The organism is Leptospira ilyithenensis (assembly GCF_004771005.1).
GTDB lineage: Bacteria > Spirochaetota > Leptospiria > Leptospirales > Leptospiraceae > Leptospira_A > Leptospira_A ilyithenensis.
In genome coordinates this window covers 380167-396782 of sequence record NZ_RQHV01000062.1, presented here as the reverse complement: position 1 = coordinate 396782, position 16616 = coordinate 380167, and the positions used below count along the sequence as shown (strand labels likewise).

Genomic DNA, 16616 nt, shown 5'->3' with positions numbered 1-16616 from the left:
GCTCGATTGAATCCAATCCTACCACGAAGAAGAATTCCTATCGTCTGGCTCGATCGAAAAAGTATAAAATCCAAGACCGGATTTATCGGATCGGATGTTTTTTTAAAATTTTTTCTCTATACTCTCTCGGAGTCTTGCCTGTTTCTTTTTTAAAAGCTTCATTGAATGTGGACTTGGAACCGAAACCGACATCATAGGCAATGGCAAGCAAGGAACGATCCGGTTCTTTTTCTATTTTTTCTTTCGCTTCATTCACTCTGAACAAATTTGTATATTGATAAAAGCTAAGTTTGATTTCCGTATTTAAAAATTCAGACAGCTGATGGGAAGTCAGATCCAGTTTTTCTGATAGGTCTCTTAAGTTTAATTTTTCTTCTCTGTATATCTTTTCCTTTTCAAACAAATCTTCCAATTGTTTGCGAACCAAATTGTGATCCAGTTTTGAAATTTGCGAGATTCTCTCTTTCTTTTCCTCTTCAACGATCTTTCTGACTTCCAGGAAAAAATCGGGAGAAGACTGTCTGAGAACATATAAAAAGCAAAAGAAAAATCCTATGGCGATTCCGGAAAATTGATAGGCCGCATGATCGCCGAAAGCAATGGTCCGAAGTGCATTCAAAGATAATGCCAAACAAAATATCGTAATACCCAGACCAATTTTCAGAGTGGTGTTTTTTCTGAAAGTGGACCATCGGATTTGTTTGGAAATTCTAGTTAAAATTTTCAACATACACCAAACATAAGTTAGAGTTGTGATAGTTATAAGTAAAACCGGACGATCTTCCAAACTGTAGGTTGTCGACTCCGCATTTTTCATAAAGTCCGTTTCGTGCAATAGATTCCATATTAAAATCAATACGAAAAACAGAACGATCGGGATAAGTTTAAAATACAATCTGCGAAAAGATCGGAACTTTCCCTCCAAAGCGATAAGGAAATATTCATCCAGTAAAATCCCCAAACCCGCCACAACGGGTAAATCGGTTAAGTACAAATAAGGAAACGATTTGATCCGATGGGAAGAAAGAAGATAAAAATTGAACAAGATATAACTGGCGCCGAGAAAAATAACCCCGAGTAACACTTGTTTCCTACTCCGATGATAGCTGAACAATTCTCCAATTGCGTAGAGAAGGCCGAGTAAGGAAGAAAAGATTAGAAAGAAATTCAAGTATTCACCAAATTCGCTGAGTGAATGAGACATCGCATCACCATTGATCCAAAGATTGTGTATTCAGGTGATTAGACTAAAACTCCAACCCGCATATTATCTATCTCCATAATTTTATTTATCAGCAGAAATATAAAAATCCAAACAACCATTAACCGGCAAAACGAACATATTCTTTCACATAAATATTCTAAAAATAACACAATATGTCCGACTCGATCCAGCCGTCTGCACTTTATCGTCAGATTAGATCCATCCAGACGACAACGAAAGAAATCAAGGGTAAACTAAATTATAAAAAAGAGGTATAAGAATGTCGATTGTCAGTTTATCAGGGAAAAATGCTGCAGAGGAAAATCCCAGCAAAGAAAAAATAACTAGCGTTATATCATCAAACGGAGATATATTCTTATCCGCAGAAAACTTACCATACCACAGTCACCTTTCCTTGTCCGTCTATGCGCAAGATATGACATTTCATTGGAAAAGATGCGAGATTGTTTCCAATTTCGTTTCTCAATTTTATTCCGGTTCGGGTAAAGACGAATCCTTAGATACGAATTCAGCATCTACAATCATGAACGAACTGATAGAAAACGCGGCAAAATATTCCGAAAAAGAAAACAGTAAAATTTATATAGAAATCAAGGATTTGGGAAACACGCTTAGAGTGGATGTAAAAAACAAAGTTAGCTCTTGGACAAAACAAAACTTTGAAAAGTTAATGCAAACGATAGTTTCCGGAAATGTAAACCAAATGTATTTTGATGCGCTGGAATCAAAACAAACGGAAGACAAAACTTCCGGGATCGGGCTTTTGATGTTACTGAATGATTATCATTTGAATCTAGGATATAGAATCAAAAGCACTCACCAAGGAAGTTTTGAAATTACCGTACGCGTCCATATTTTGAAAGAAACTCTCTACTGAATATAGAGAGTTTTTATTTCGCATTTGCCGAACGGGTGGAATCTAAAATGTTTTTAAGATTTCAAAAAATCCGGGGAAAGAAGTGTCCACCCAACTGGTATCATCGAAACTGAAAGAAAGCCCGGACAGTTTGGCAAGGATGGCAAAACTCATCGCAATTCTATGATCCATATAGGTTTCTATTTTTGCGGAAGTCAAAGAACTGATTTCGTCAAACTCGTATCCGTCTTCAAATTCTCTCACAGAAACACCTAATTTTTGCAAGTTGACAATCACCGAAGTAATACGATCGGATTCTTTTGCCCGCAATTCCTTTGCATTTCGAATGGAGAAACCTCCTTCCGAAAAAAGTCCCGCGATCGTAAGGATTGGTATCTCGTCAATGATGGAAGGAATGAGAGATGCGGAAATTTCCGTTTTGCGTAATACGGAAGGATAAACAACCAGATCCCCGATATCTTCACCGCATTCCTTTCTGGGATCGGCAATTTCGATTTTGCCGCCCATCTTTCTTAATACTGTAATGATACCTACCCGGGAAGGATTCAGTCCCACATTACGAATAATAGTTGGTTCTCCTTTGGCACATAACCCGAGCACGATATAAAATGATGCGCTGGAAATATCTCCCGGAACTTTAAAGCTCCCCCCTTCGAACCGGTATGGAGGTTTCATTTGAAAACGAAGCGGCGTAATCTGATTGATGCTCCCTCCCAAAAATCGAATCATATTTTCAGTATGATCACGGGAAAGTTCATCTTCTTCATAATCCAATCCAATTTCAGAAGACAATGCAGCGAGCATAAGCGCACTCTTAACTTGTGCGGAAGCAATAGGGCTTTTGAATTTATAATCCTGTAGTTGTTTTCCTTTGATTTTCAAAGGTGCGCGCCCATCCCCGGAAAGAGAGCGGATCTCTCCTCCCATAGCGGTAAGAGGATCGATGATCCTTGCCATCGGTCTTTTTTGCAAAGAAGCATCCCCACCCACAATGGCTTGGATCTGTGGCAATCCGCAAAGTAACCCTGCGGAAAGTCGGATTCCGGTTCCGGCATTTCCAAAATCCAATTCTCCTTTCGGAGAAGTGAGACCTTTTTTGCCCGGACTCTCTACGGAATAACTTCCTTTTCCCAGATTTGTAAAGGAAACCCCGAGGTTTCCAAAACATTTCATGGTATTGAGAGGGTCTTCGCCTTCTAAAAAGCCGTGGATTTCCGACCTGCCTTGGGCAAGTGAGCTGAAAAGAACGGATCTATGGGAAATCGACTTGTCCCCCGGAACGGAGACGGAATGAGAACCGGAAAGAGTAAGTTTAGAGGATAACATTCAATATTTTTCTAAAAAGTATTTTGCAATTTGAGCAAAGATTCTTAGGTTTTGTAGGAACAGCAATGTTCCTACAAAAAGCTAAACATGCCCCTAGATACCACTAAAAATAATCAAAAGATCCCAGTCAATCCAGGTGAAGTTCTCTTCATTGCAGGAAAACCATCAATGTCCTTAAACATTCTCCACGAGGGTTCCGTTCGAGTGGAAACCACTTTAGGGGAAGAAAGCCTGGCACTCTACACCTTGGAAGGAACCAACCTCACTCCGGGCATCTTTGCTCTGTTAGAGGGGATGCCTTATCCTTATACCATTCGTGCAAAAACTTCCTGTGTCATTTCCACTTATGTGATGAACCAGCCGAATGCAAAAAAAACTCTCATTCAAAAAGTCTCAGTAGGTGTGATGGCTGTCCGAACCATGCTCAAAGAGATCGGAGAGCTTTACAAAAGGATACTTGCAATACGCGGACTGAGTTCCAAAATCCAAATGACTGCGGATAATTTAGGAGTTGTTTATTATATCCTGAATCCTTCCATTTTTTCAGACATCCAACCGGGGGCACCGATCACAAGAGACGATAACATTATAGATCCTGTTATACGGACCATTCGAAATAACCTTGCGGGGTTTTATGAACATGGTGGAATTTTGCCCGATGAACCCAGCACTTCTTTCTTAGAAGAAAGTCACGGAGAGTTTTTTGAAAAAGATTACCCAGAGACTGTGGAGTGGAGCGATTCCTCTTTTCATTTCATCCGCAAAATTTTGGCGGTCAATCCCAAGATCTCCCAAGCGCTTTTTGAAGCTGATCCTACGCTTTTACAAAGTGCAGCGGAAAGTTACGTTTCCACCTATCGCGAGCTATTTGACATACTGAATCGGGAAGCAGGGGAATTGAAAGACAGTTTGAATTTTCTTTTTCACGGGGACCAGTCTTTAATCGAAAAATTCAATCTTACTTTGGATTTATTTTCTACAGGTTATTCCACAATCTCCGCCACTACCTTATTGCCCATTACGGAATGGGTTTCTAAAAAAAGTCAAACCCACCTGGAAGAATTCAAACAAATTTTCGGATCACAGTACAGTGGTTTAACGGGCGGCCTTGACATTCTGGAACAGAAACAATCGGAACTGAATAAAAAATACGCTCACGAACTGGGAGCAAAAAAAGATCAGGATGCGGCAAGTGCCAGCGGGATCACTGCAGGAATCGACTTGGCAAGTTTGAAGAACGAACTACTCAACTCTGCAAGTCAGATTTTGAATTTTTCCCAAGTAGATCCGGAGTCCGTGAAAGAATTTTCCACTTTGATGGTAAAACTCAAGTCTTTCAAAAACCCTCTTGATCCCGAACCGGACAATAGAAAAATCCGACGTACGATCACAAAAACCTATTGGGAGGTTTACAAAAAATCTTTTACCAAATGGCTTGCTGCTGGCAAAAAAGCCCCCAAGGCCGTTGAACTTATGTTACGTTATGGCTACTTTGACGAATCTTTGCTTGAGGACGGTCATTTGGTCGAACTTGTGCAAAGATTGGATCAAGGACGTTACAATGGCAATGTTCCGGTTCATTTGGGAACGGATTGGCTGGAAAGAATCTACTCAAAAGAATCTCCGACCTCCGTGGATGAATTGGGTCAGACTTTCTTTGAAAAGCTAAAGTTGGATCTGAAAGACTCAGGAATCAAATCCGACAAAGACATCCCGCCCAGTTACGATACCCCGGACGCAAGACTTGCTTATGAAATCTCATCAATGTATGAACCGAACTGCCGTCTAACATCCGGTAGTGTTGCCAGTCACTTTCCGATTCTAACCAAATACCATATCACGATTCCCTTGGAAAAATGTTTTGTTACCAAAGAAAGTGTACAAAAAGCAATGCAAGACATACTCAATGTGGATTATACCGCATTCAACCGCGAAGTCATTTACAGGAATGAAGACATCGGAATCAAAAACGAGTTCGTTCAAAAATCGATCATTCCCGATCTGGTATTAGTTCCTTCCATCGGACCAAAAATCATGATGTGGCAAGATCTTTCGATTTTCCGCGGTGCAGGCTCGAAAGAATCCAAAGGAAGAATTACGATCCCACATTTTGTTACGGGAGATTTGAAAACATTCCTGTTTGAAGCGATTGCCGCGTTCCGTTGGGAACTTTGCAAAAACATACTTGGCCCTGATTGGAATAACGTAGGGATTCCATCCATCACAGCGGATTACACGGACTATGTGCAATTTTACAAAAAAAGCAAAGATCTATCACCCGAACTCAAAGAAAAAATTTCAGGGGAATTCAAACGATTCAGAACGGATCGGGATAAATTTGCAAACGATTACTCTCTGTGGATCAAATACGAAGCAGAAGGAGTGCAAAGATTGAACCGGGTGGTTCGTGCTATTTTTTACCGCCACATACCTTTCCACAAAACCATTCGGGAAAAAGTCTCAGCACAGCCTGCCTTTTTAGAATTGCACAACCGATTCAAAAACGTACGCAACCGCCAGCACAAAGAGTTGGAAAACAAATACAAAAAGTATATGGATGCATCGGGTGCTCTACCAAAGGAGTTGCAAGAGAATTTACAGTTCTACGAAGTATAGAAGATTCAATGTAGGAGACATAATTTTCTGCGGAATCAGTAGCCCCCACCCTTCATCGGGATTGGGGGGTGTGGATCGTGGGCTTGCAAAAAACCACCTAACACAAAATCCCTGACTCCGCCATTCCGAACCCGTTTTTCCAAAAAAAAGTTTCAAAATGTTCGCCTTTTTGCAGGATCTATTCGCATATACGATCGCAGCGGAAATCACGAACATATACCAATTCTTAAACAAGGAAAGCGCATCTCGCGGTGGCGAAGGCCGGGATGGCCGAAGTTTTTTCGTTGAGGTTCCGCGAAAACGAGCGTGGAATGTTTTCCGTTTGATTGAAGCGAAAAGCCCGGTCGATGTTTAAAACAGAAGCCAACGCCATCGAACACATGCGAGGCGTTCACAAAAAACAAATCATATTTCTATATTCTATTCTTAAAAGCAAGCGGAGCTTGGCTCGCGGTGGCGAGACCATGGATGGTCGGAGCTCGCCCGTCGTAACACGGAGGTTACGCGGGCAGGAGCGGGGCAAGCTCCGCGGTTTAAACTTCCTCTACGAAATAAGGTCTTGTGTATTCTCGAACAATCTCTACGACGAATCTTCCCCACGATTTAGGATCTTCTTGGGAGATGTTCACTTGTTTGATTTTAGGGAAATATGCGGTAGGTTTAAAAACAGTATGAGTGAGCTCCAATGCGCGGAGATAATTGTCCAGCCGTTTTACTCTTACAAAATTGATGATTTCGTTTTGAATTTTTTCTTTAGGAAGATAGCCAACAATGATCATTCGAGGAAAAAGGTTCTTTTTTAAAAGAACGATGAAATCTTCAAAACTATCCACCCGGTCAATGAATCCTTCGTAAGCACCACCGCCTAAGTTCATAATCTGAGTCACAATGTCCATGGAAAAGGAAACACCTTCCATGGTAGACATATCGGAAATGATCACCAAACCTTCGTCAGGTTGAAAGACCTTAAACATGTCGCCACCTTTAAAATGACGCCTAAGGAGTTTGGCTGCGGAAACATCAATCTCTTGGGCTTTTTGCAATAAAACCTTGCCAGAACTGTCCGAGATTGGATCCCTTGTGATGAGATAGCGTTTTTTAACAGCATTCTGATTCATGACACGAAATGCCTTCACTTTGTCTTCAATCTCGTCCAAAGTGGCGAATCCAATTTTTAAGACGTTTTCTCTTTTTCTTTTCCCTAAATCTGTTTCTTCCATGAATGGAAAATGCCTATATATCTAACTTTGATCATCCTAAGGTTTTTATACCAATGTATAGCAATTTTTGTCTAAGGAATAAGAATGCTTATGAAATTTAAACATTTTGTCCTCATCCTTTCTCTTTTCAGCTGTTCTACGACACTGGAATTCATTCCGGAGCCAGAATACACCTTGCACTATTCCAGATATAAGAAAACATCTTGGGAAGATGTTGAAATCCTTCAGGAAAGACCTGAAAAATCCTTTCAAATATTAGGAGAGGTGGTTCTTAGGAACCAAAACGAAGCCTCTTGGGATGATGTAAAATTATACCTGAAAAAAGCGATGTGGGAAAGAAAAATGGACGGTCTTTGGATCGTTTCCAAAAAAAAACATTCCGTGGAAGCTCTTTCATTTCAAACCATGGACGTTAGAGGGCATACCACACATGCCTACGAATACAAAGATCAGATTCCCATTTTTCGGGGATATGCTTTTCGCTATAAACAAGGAAACTAAGAACATGTCCGATCCACGCAAATTTGATTCGGAAATTATCATCGACGCGCATGACAGATGGATATTTCGGGAAACCGAAATCACCCAAGAAGACATCCTCAAATATTTCCGCGCAAATCTCCACCAAAATGAAAAGGGAGTCTATATTGAAAATGTTTTCGGAGAGTTGCGGGAAAACGGTTATTTGACTTTAAACGGATATCCGTGCCACATAACAAAAGTTATTTCAGATAACTCCGAGCTGAAGTTTTATGCGAATGACGGGAAAATCTTTCCGTTCTCCACGATAGCAATCTACCAAACAGACAATGGCAACCTTATAGGGATCAACCCGATACAGGATAAAATTAAATACAGATTCAATTGGAACGCCGCTACCGATTTTGCGGAATTCTTTGTCGAAGAAGGGGAAAAATCGTTTTTGAAAGTAGGAAATTTACATATGGAAATTCCCATCTATTCCGAAACGATCGAAGTTCCCTTGCCGAAAGATTATATTTAGAGCTCGGGCTTGAATATAATCCGTGGATTGGTTTGAGTGTTTTCTTTAAATAATCCGATCAAGCAGATATTCCCCCTTTTGGTAACGACGGAAGTTATCCAAAAAGTGGCGAACCAAGTCGGTAAATTCTTCCTGATAGCCCCCCGCCACATGCGGAGTGATAAAACAATTTTTTAAATTTCGAAGCGGATGATTTTCATAGAGAGGTTCGGGTTCGGTCACATCCAACCAAGCGGCCGCTAAATGACCGGATCTTAAGGATTCATATAAGGCGGATTGGTCCACTGTGGCACCTCGACCGATATTATAAAACACAGCACCTTGTTTGCAATCTTCGAAACGTTTGGAGTTGAAAAAATGTTTCGAGTCTGAATTTTCAGGAAGGACATTGATGATATGGTCCGCCTCTCGGAGTGCCTTCGGCAAATTTTCCGAACTTATGATGGGAATGGATTCGTCCCCTCTCGGTTTTCTTCGCATTCCCGTGATTTTCATTCGGAAAGGTTTCAAAACTTCCACAAGGCGGATCGCGATGGAACCGTATCCCAAGATCAAAACATTTTGTCCGATCAATAGTTTGGACTCATGGCGAAAACGAGACCACTCCGGATCGGTATTCTTTATCCTGGCTTCCAAAGCATTCGGCAGGTTTCTTTGGTTTGCCAGCATAAAAGCAAATACATGTTCTACGCAAGATTCGGTAAATACCGATGAGCTATTGGTAACGATGATACCTCTTGCCTTCATCTCACCCCGAAAATCCTCGGTATCATAGCGTGCAAATCCGGCGGAACTGATTTGAATCCATTTCAGTTTTTTTGAATTCAAAATATCATTTATGTTAGGTTGCCCGAATGCAATATCTGCCAAAAGAAAATTAGGATCGGAATCTACACTTGTCAAAAGAGAAAGAGAAGGTTTGGAAGAAATGATGATTTTATGAGGGAGAATGGAGCTTTCCAGCAGGTTTTGTGCCGAAGGGGGAAGATTGGTATCTGAAAAGACGGAAAGTTCTGACATTTTAGACAACAAATGCTTTGGAGGTTAAACATCCAAAGCATTTCCTTTAGGAATTAATTAGCGTTAGTGGATTCGTTTTTATCTTTTTTGAGCTCGTCCCACATTTTCCAAGCCTCGGGAAAATCCTTTTTGATTTCCATTGCTTTGTGCAAATATTGCAAAGAGCGTTCGGGTCTATTCCAAAGTTTGTAAAGAGTTGCCAGATTGAAAAAAGAAATATGAGGAGCGTCGTTTTGCGTGCATCGAACCGATTTTTTCAGCCAATAGATCGCTTCTTTGTCTTTTCCCATACGGAGTAACAAAACCCCGATTTCATTGCACGGATTTCCATAATCGTGATTGATTGATACTGCTTTATAATAAGAAATAAGTGCTTCGTCCCATTTGTTTTGGGAATTCTGGATTAGCCCAAGGTAAAAATATGCTTCTTCATTCTCGTTCATTTCCAGAAAGGCACGAGTATGGTATTCGGCACGGTCTAAATCACCGATCCGAAAGAATTGTTTTGCAAGGTCAAGTTGGGCTTGTAATGAGTTGGAAGACAAAGATATCCTCGTTGTTTTCTTTCATTTTCGGAAGACGCGAGCCATCTCCTTGAAAACTTATTTTAAATAAGACGAATTATTTCCTTTGTTATCCCTTCCGGATCAAGCTGGTAATGCGCCAATACTTGCGATCTTTCCCCGTGGTGGATCGGCTCCAGAGGCAATGCGAAGGTTTTCAAAAACTTGGAAAGGTATTTCGGATCGATTTCATTCAATAAATAACCCGACGCGCCCGAATGAACGTAACTTTCGTCTATAAAGGCAAACCGCGAAACTTCACCTAATATCTGCTCAATGGTTCCCTTGTCGAAAGGACGTAGCCAGAAAAGATCAATCAAACCGACTTTTTTTCCCGCTTCTTCCAATTTCTCCTTCACTTGTTTGGAAATGGCAAGCATCGAACCTACGGAAATCAAAAGCACATCGTTTCCTTTTGATAAAACTCTGGTTTTCCCTTTTTGGATCGGGTTCGGAGTTTCAAATTTCAATTCCCTTAGGTCTCCGCTTTCCTTAGGAAAACGGATCGCAATGGGACCGTCAGAATGATCTTTCATAAAATGAAGGGAATCTATGATATCTTGAGCGGAACTCGGTGCCATAATGCTCATATTGGGAAGACCGGCAAGGTAACCCAAATCGGAAAGACCTTGGTGGGTTTCTCCGTCCGCCCCCACAATCCCCGCGCGATCGATTACAAAACGTACGGGAAGATTCATAAGAGACACATCTTCCACAAGTTGATCCATCCCACGGGTTAAAAAAGTGGAATAAATGCACATATAAGGAATCACTCCTCCGTTTGTCATTGCACCGGCAAAGGCAACTGAGTGTTGTTCGGCGATCCCTACATCGAAAGTATGTTTGGGATAAGCCTCTTGGTATTCCCTGAGCCCGCTTCCTTCGATCATAGCAGGGGTAATGACTGCTATATTCGGATTTTTTTCAGTCAGATCCATAAGAGTTCTTCCTACGATTTTAGAAAGACCTATCTTGTTGGAATCTGCCGATGCCATCTTTCCGTCTTCCTTATTGAACGGTGTGACTCCGTGGTATTTGATCGGGTCAACTTCTGCGGGTTTGTAACCCTTCCCTTTTTGAGTTAATACATGAAGTAAAACAGGACCCTTGATTTTAGCCACATTTCCCAGCATCTGAACCGTTCTTTCCACATCATGCCCGTCAATCGGGCCGTAATAATTGAATCCCAGATCTTCAAAGAGCCCGCCCGGTCGAAGCATAAAATGTTTGATCGATGATTCCATGTTATGTGCCGCTGCTTCCAGAGCAGGCCCGATAAGAGGCAACCATTTCAAGAACTGATAAAACACGGTTTTCCATTTATTATAAATCTGAGAAGTGATGATATTGTTCAGATAATTGGAAATCGATCCTACGTTTTTGGAGATCGACATATAATTGTCGTTCAGGATAACAAGCATATCCGGTTTCACATGACCACCGTGGTTCATCGCTTCCAGCGCCATTCCGGTCGCTATGGATGCGTCCCCGATGACCGATACTACCTTATAAGTTTCTCCCACCAAATCACGGGCGCACGCCTCACCTAATGCCTGCGATACGGACGTTCCCGCGTGGCCGGTATTGTACAAATCGTAAACGGATTCCTCCCGTTTTGGGAATCCGGAAAGCCCTCCCCATTTTCGGACGGTATGAAGCTCGTCTTTTCTGCCTGTTAGGATTTTATGAGGATAGGTTTGGTGCCCCACGTCCCAGATCAACCTGTCTCTAGGGGTTTGAAACGCATAATGGAGAGCGACTGTAAGCTCTACCACTCCCAGGTTGCTTGCAAAATGGCCACCGACTCCCGCAAGGGTGTCGATGATAAATTCCCGCAAGTCTTTACAGACTGCGGGGAGGTCGGAAATATTGAGTTTTCTTAGATCTTCTGGTGTTTGGATCTGATCGAGATAAGGGTATAAAGACATTCTTTTTTCATGAGGCTGCCCTTTGGAGTGGTCGCTTCATTTTTTCCATATCTTCTGGGCTTGTGATTCCAAGCAATTCGTAAATCCGAACAGGTTGGGTTTTTCCCTTTACCCGCACCAAATCCAGTTCCCGAGCAACTACCCTGTCTTTTACCTTTTCATATGTGTATTCGGAGATGATCACATTGGTTCCGTACATCTTATTGGAACCTTCCAAACGCGAACCTAAATTGATCGTGTCTCCCATACAAGTGTATTCCATCCTGTGGGAAGATCCCATGTTTCCTACTACGGCTGGGCCTGAATTCAATCCGATTCCGATATCGATCACAGGTACATTTCGTTCCGCCCAAATTTTTTGGAGAACTTTCAAATGTTCTAATTGAGCGAGAGCTGCCACACAAGCATAATACGCATGGTCTTCCAAAGGAACGGGCGCTCCCCAAAAAGCCATAATCGCGTCTCCCATATACTTATCAATCGTGCCCTTATATTCGATAATCAAGTCCGTCATCGCAGACAGATATTCGTTGAGTAGCTTCACCAAGTCTTCCGGACCAAGTGCTTCCGAGATCGTTGTGAATCCGCGCACGTCGGAGAAAAAGATGGTAATCTCCCTCTTTGAACCACCTAATGCGAGATTGTCGGGGTGTTTCAACAATTCGTCCACAACGTCTTTGGATACGAATTTAGAGAAAGTCTGGCGGATGTATTTTACGTTTTCTTCTTCCGTTAAAATCCTAAATCCGATGATCGCGATAAATACTACGATTTGTTCGATCGTTACCGATGGTAAAACAGTAATTAGGTTGAATTCTTGAAAAATGTATAAAGCAATCAAACCGTACAAAAGCAACTGTGTGATCATAATGGCAAATCCCCAATGGGTTTTGACTCGAGGTTGCAAAAATCCGATCATCAAGCCCAAGCCGATGTAGATAAGAAAGATCGCCCAGTTGGGAACAGACGCCATAAAATCCTGATTGAGGATGGTATTGATGGTATGAGCGTGGTGTTCGATCCCCGACATATCTCCGAAAGGAGAAAGATGCGTATCTTTCGAAGCTCCACGACCGGTTGCATAATACATAGCGACCAAAAAGATCTGATTGTCGATCTGGTTGGAGGCAAGCAAATCGGAATCCCAATCGTTCGTGACTTCGAAAATTTCGTTTTGTTTGAAAGAGTAACGGCCTCCGACAAAATTGATTTCCATTTGGCCTTCGTAATCAATAGGAATCACGATCTCTCTCTTTTCATTCGGAGAAGCCATGATATCATGCTCTTCCATCTTGAGAGTTTTACGATTGAATTCTTTTACGATTTTTTTGGGAATATTGGAAAGTTTTACGTACTTACCCATATTGACTTCCACATCCCGTCTCACATCGATCCCCAGATATTGGCACACAATGAGTAAATCAATGGAAGGAAAATATTCCGTTTCCCTATCTTTTCCCGAGTTACGGACTTTTGCCACGAGAGGCATTTTGCGGTTGAGCCCGGACTCATCCTTTTTTACGTTCGCAAAACCAAGACCAGACGATAACTCTCCAATCGGCTCGATCGGAGGTTGAGGAAATTTTACCCAAGAGATAAAATCCTCTTCGTCTGTTACATTTTCGAATTTAAACCTTCTGAGTACATCGATTCTCTTTTCCAAATTGAGAACGGCTTCCTTGGACTCGGAACTAGTTTCCATAGGGTAGTCAAAGAGTACGTTCCTGTTTTTTTTAAGAGCTTCCACCATCTCTTCCGTCTGACCGGGCTTATAGTCGACGAAGAAAATATCGAACATCAGAATGTTGTTCGTGTCTTTGAAAGTTTCAATGATATTTGAATAGTATTTCCAAGGGAGAGGCCAAGTACCTTGCAATCTCTCCAAAGATTCGGTTGTAATACCGATGATATTGATGTCCTTACGCGCCTTGGCAGGTGGCTGGTAGGCGATATACTCGATCCTTCCCGTGTCGCCTTCTTTTTCCGACTTGGTAGTTGAGCCGCGTAAAAATTGAAAACGGGTAGAGATGGAATCTTCCTCCAAATCCTTCAAAGGTTGGAACGTATTGACTAATGTGTACATAAACATGGCAATCACATAAGACAACCATAATGCACCTGACTTTTGTTTGTCGGAAGAAACCTTGTCGATGGTTTTATAAACGAAATAGGAACTGGCAAGAAGTATCGCCATTCCCCCCAAGAGGAAACTGTATTCGTATTCCCAACCAGCAAGGATAACAGACGTTATCACTCCACCGGAACCGATCACAGCAAAAAATAAGATGATATAATCTAATATCGAGAGTGATTTAGATTCTTTGTTGGACATAGAGCCTCTTTTCCTAAAGGGAGAATTTCCTTGCCATCCTCCAATAAAAATTGATAAGACTCAAATGTTTTTGATGCTATTCTCGGAAAAAATTTGCTTTTTCCTAAGTTGCAAATATGAAATACCCTTCTAAACCCGATTCCGTGTCCGGGTAAAGCCTTCCAAAGGCAAGAAAGAGCATTCTTTCATTTCCCCGTCACGGCTTTTGAATCAAGGCCGGGAATTCCGTTGAAAAATCGATTACATCCGGTTCGTATAAATGGGGCATAAATCCGCTTTCAGGACTTCTATAAAAAGCTCCTTGTTCTTTTTCGTCCCACCAGTCGGAAATCCTTCGTATTTATTCATAAACGCTCGGGTGTTGATCAGATTTAATTGATGATCATAAATATAAAACTTGGGATCCGCCTCTTGTACCTGCCAGAAAGGAAAAGTGCCAGAGTCAGCAACTTTTGTAATTTCATCGAAGCCTGTTCTTTTTACCTCGTTTAAGTCGTTCATCACGAATTCCTTTACCCTTTCCGAAGGAACAGATGTATCGATTCCATTTGCCGGGAAGGATTCAACGGGTTTTCAGATTTTTGAGGATGACTTGACCCGATTATTATATTCTAACACGGCTGTCGTTGTTGTTCTATTGCCGAAGGAATATGTGGAATACCGATAAGGATAAAATCCGATGAGTGCAACTTTCAAAGCTTTATCTGCAGAAAGAGTTTGTATCGATTGGAGTTTCGGCTGACATATAAAATGAATGTTGCAATTAGAAGGGAAAAAATACAGAGGAAGAATTTTTATTTGATTCATAATGATTTTCATTTTCAAAGTAAACTAACAACTAGAATATGAAGGCCGACTGCCCGCAATAAGAAAACGATTTCACCGAATATCGCCCGTTTGATGTAATGATGTTGAAAAAATTTTCCACGAAGGACAAGCGAAATTACCTACATCCGCATTTACGCCCGGTTGAAGATTCCGATACCAAAAATCAAAATTTTGAAAATAACCCCGGATAAAGTACATTGACATAATATGTCTCCTTAGGTTTACTTGGATTCATTCCGGGAGGAATTGGGGTGTGAATCCCCTGCTGACGGCGCAACCGTGATTTCAGACTGATCGTATCAGTCAGGATAAGTCGGATCTTCCCATGAAAGCATCGCCCGTTTACCGAGCTTTCGTACCGAAAATTTTCTTTTCAGGGCCCCGGACACTATAACCGGAGATCGCCTTGGAAGACCTGACTCATCGCAAATTATATCAATCCGCGACCCGACACAAAGAGGGCTCGCCAAAACACGAAATCAAGTTTTGCCCCAGATGCCTGATAAAATTCGAATGTAAAGTAGGCTCGATCGCCCTTTGCCAATGCTCCGGATTTTCTCTTTCTACGGAAGAGAAAGATTTCATTTCATCGCAATTCGACGACTGTCTTTGTCGTGAATGCATAAATCTCACTATATCAGAATATAATACTATTAAAATATATAAAAGCATTACTTGGAGTTTCTAAATGTTGAAGGATGAAGAAATATTACTTAGGGAAAACAAAGACAGATTTGTCATTTTTCCGATCAAGTTTCCCCGTATTTGGGAAATGTATAAAAAACAAAAGGCTTGTTTTTGGACTGCGGAAGAAATCGATTTGAGCGGTGACTTGGAAGGCTGGAAAAACCTGGACTCCAAAGAACGTCATTTTTTATCCCATGTTTTAGCTTTTTTTGCTGCAAGTGACGGAATCGTAAATGAAAACCTGGCGGTTAATTTTATGAATGAAGTGCAAATTCCGGAAGCGCGTTGTTTTTACGGATTTCAGATCATGATGGAGAACATCCATTCGGAAACTTATTCCTTGTTAATCGATACTTATATCCAGGACGGAAAAGAAAAGACAAGACTGCTCCATGCTTTGGAGACAATACCGGCGGTTCGTAAAAAAGCGGACTGGGCATTTCGTTGGATTCAGTCGGACAACTTCGCAGAACGACTGCTTGCTTTTGCTGCAGTGGAAGGAATTTTTTTCAGCGGTAGTTTCTGTTCCATCTTTTGGATGAAAAAACGGGGCTTGCTTCCCGGTCTTAGCTTCAGCAATGAACTTATTAGTCGGGACGAAGGACTTCATTGTCAATTTGCCTGCCTTCTTTACCAAATGATTCAAAATAAACCGAACTCGGAAAGAGTATATGAAATCTTCGGAGATGCGGTTGCCATCGAAAAGGAGTTCATCACCGAATCGCTTCCAGTAGATCTCATCGGTATGAATGCAAAACTGATGCAACAATACATAGAATTTGTCGCCGATCGTTGGTTACTCGAACTAGGATACGATAAACTGTTCTATTCGACAAACCCCTTTGACTTTATGGAACTGATCTCGTTGGAAGGAAAAACAAATTTCTTTGAAAAGCGAGTAGGAGATTACCAAAAAGCGGGTGTTTTAACTGCAAAGGAATCCAATGCATTTTCTTTGGATGAAGATTTTTGATCGTTCGAATTCATTTTG

The 16616-nt window shown here is 41.4% G+C and carries 14 protein-coding genes; 6 read left to right on the top strand and 8 right to left on the bottom strand.

Going from position 1 to position 16616, the window contains the following annotated elements:
• Positions 1-82: 82 nt before the first annotated feature.
• Entirely contained in the window at positions 83-1204 is a 1122-nt protein-coding gene (locus EHS11_RS18555; protein WP_135765846.1) for an AraC family transcriptional regulator, read from the bottom strand.
• A 280-nt stretch (positions 1205-1484) separates the two neighbouring features.
• Here EHS11_RS18555 and EHS11_RS18550 point away from each other — a divergent pair, with 280 nt between their 5' ends.
• Positions 1485-2102, top strand: coding sequence for a slr1658 superfamily regulator (locus EHS11_RS18550; protein WP_135765845.1), 618 nt, complete (start codon positions 1485-1487; stop codon positions 2100-2102).
• A 42-nt stretch (positions 2103-2144) separates the two neighbouring features.
• Here the strand turns inward: EHS11_RS18550 and aroA are convergent, their stop codons facing one another.
• Positions 2145-3428 carry a 3-phosphoshikimate 1-carboxyvinyltransferase gene (aroA, locus tag EHS11_RS18545; RefSeq protein WP_135765844.1) on the bottom strand — a complete coding sequence of 428 codons (1284 nt, stop codon included), beginning with the start codon at positions 3426-3428 and terminating at the stop codon, positions 2145-2147.
• Positions 3429-3515: 87 nt separating this feature from the next.
• Between aroA and EHS11_RS18540 the strand changes: the two genes are divergently transcribed.
• Entirely contained in the window at positions 3516-6044 is a 2529-nt protein-coding gene (locus EHS11_RS18540) for a cyclic nucleotide-binding domain-containing protein (protein WP_135765843.1), read from the top strand.
• Positions 6045-6577: 533 nt separating this feature from the next.
• Here the strand turns inward: EHS11_RS18540 and EHS11_RS18535 are convergent.
• On the bottom strand, positions 6578-7264 hold the full coding sequence (locus tag EHS11_RS18535; RefSeq protein ID WP_135765842.1) for a hypothetical protein: 687 nt from the start codon (positions 7262-7264) through the stop codon (positions 6578-6580).
• 90 nt (positions 7265-7354) lie between these two features.
• Between EHS11_RS18535 and EHS11_RS18530 the strand changes: the two genes are divergently transcribed.
• Complete coding sequence (locus tag EHS11_RS18530; protein ID WP_135765841.1) at positions 7355-7765, top strand: hypothetical protein; 411 nt, start codon at positions 7355-7357, stop codon at positions 7763-7765.
• A gap of 4 nt (positions 7766-7769) precedes the next feature.
• On the top strand, positions 7770-8267 hold the full coding sequence (locus EHS11_RS18525) for a hypothetical protein (RefSeq protein ID WP_135765840.1): 498 nt from the start codon (positions 7770-7772) through the stop codon (positions 8265-8267).
• Positions 8268-8312: 45 nt separating this feature from the next.
• On the opposite strand, the gene EHS11_RS18520 is transcribed toward EHS11_RS18525, so the two are convergent.
• The 5 genes from EHS11_RS18520 to EHS11_RS18500 form a co-directional block, all read right to left on the bottom strand.
• On the bottom strand, positions 8313-9287 hold the full coding sequence (locus tag EHS11_RS18520) for a D-2-hydroxyacid dehydrogenase (protein ID WP_135765839.1): 975 nt from the start codon (positions 9285-9287) through the stop codon (positions 8313-8315).
• A gap of 53 nt (positions 9288-9340) precedes the next feature.
• Positions 9341-9832, bottom strand: coding sequence for a tetratricopeptide repeat protein (locus tag EHS11_RS18515; RefSeq protein ID WP_135765838.1), 492 nt, complete (start codon positions 9830-9832; stop codon positions 9341-9343).
• 62 nt (positions 9833-9894) lie between these two features.
• The gene (gene dxs, locus EHS11_RS18510; protein WP_135765837.1) at positions 9895-11778 is read right to left on the bottom strand and encodes a 1-deoxy-D-xylulose-5-phosphate synthase; all 1884 of its coding nucleotides are present in this window, start codon (positions 11776-11778) and stop codon (positions 9895-9897) included.
• Positions 11779-11785: 7 nt separating this feature from the next.
• Complete coding sequence (locus EHS11_RS18505) at positions 11786-14110, bottom strand: adenylate/guanylate cyclase domain-containing protein (protein ID WP_135765836.1); 2325 nt, start codon at positions 14108-14110, stop codon at positions 11786-11788.
• Positions 14111-14350: 240 nt separating this feature from the next.
• A complete protein-coding gene (locus EHS11_RS18500; protein ID WP_135765835.1) occupies positions 14351-14611 on the bottom strand; it encodes a hypothetical protein in 261 nt (86 codons plus the stop codon).
• A 733-nt stretch (positions 14612-15344) separates the two neighbouring features.
• Between EHS11_RS18500 and EHS11_RS18495 the strand changes: the two genes are divergently transcribed.
• Positions 15345-15626, top strand: coding sequence for a cysteine-rich CWC family protein (locus EHS11_RS18495; protein WP_246048049.1), 282 nt, complete (start codon positions 15345-15347; stop codon positions 15624-15626).
• Positions 15627-16598 (top strand): ribonucleotide-diphosphate reductase subunit beta, encoded by a 972-nt coding sequence (locus EHS11_RS18490; protein ID WP_135765834.1) that lies wholly within the window; start codon positions 15627-15629, stop codon positions 16596-16598.
• Positions 16599-16616 lie beyond the last annotated feature (18 nt).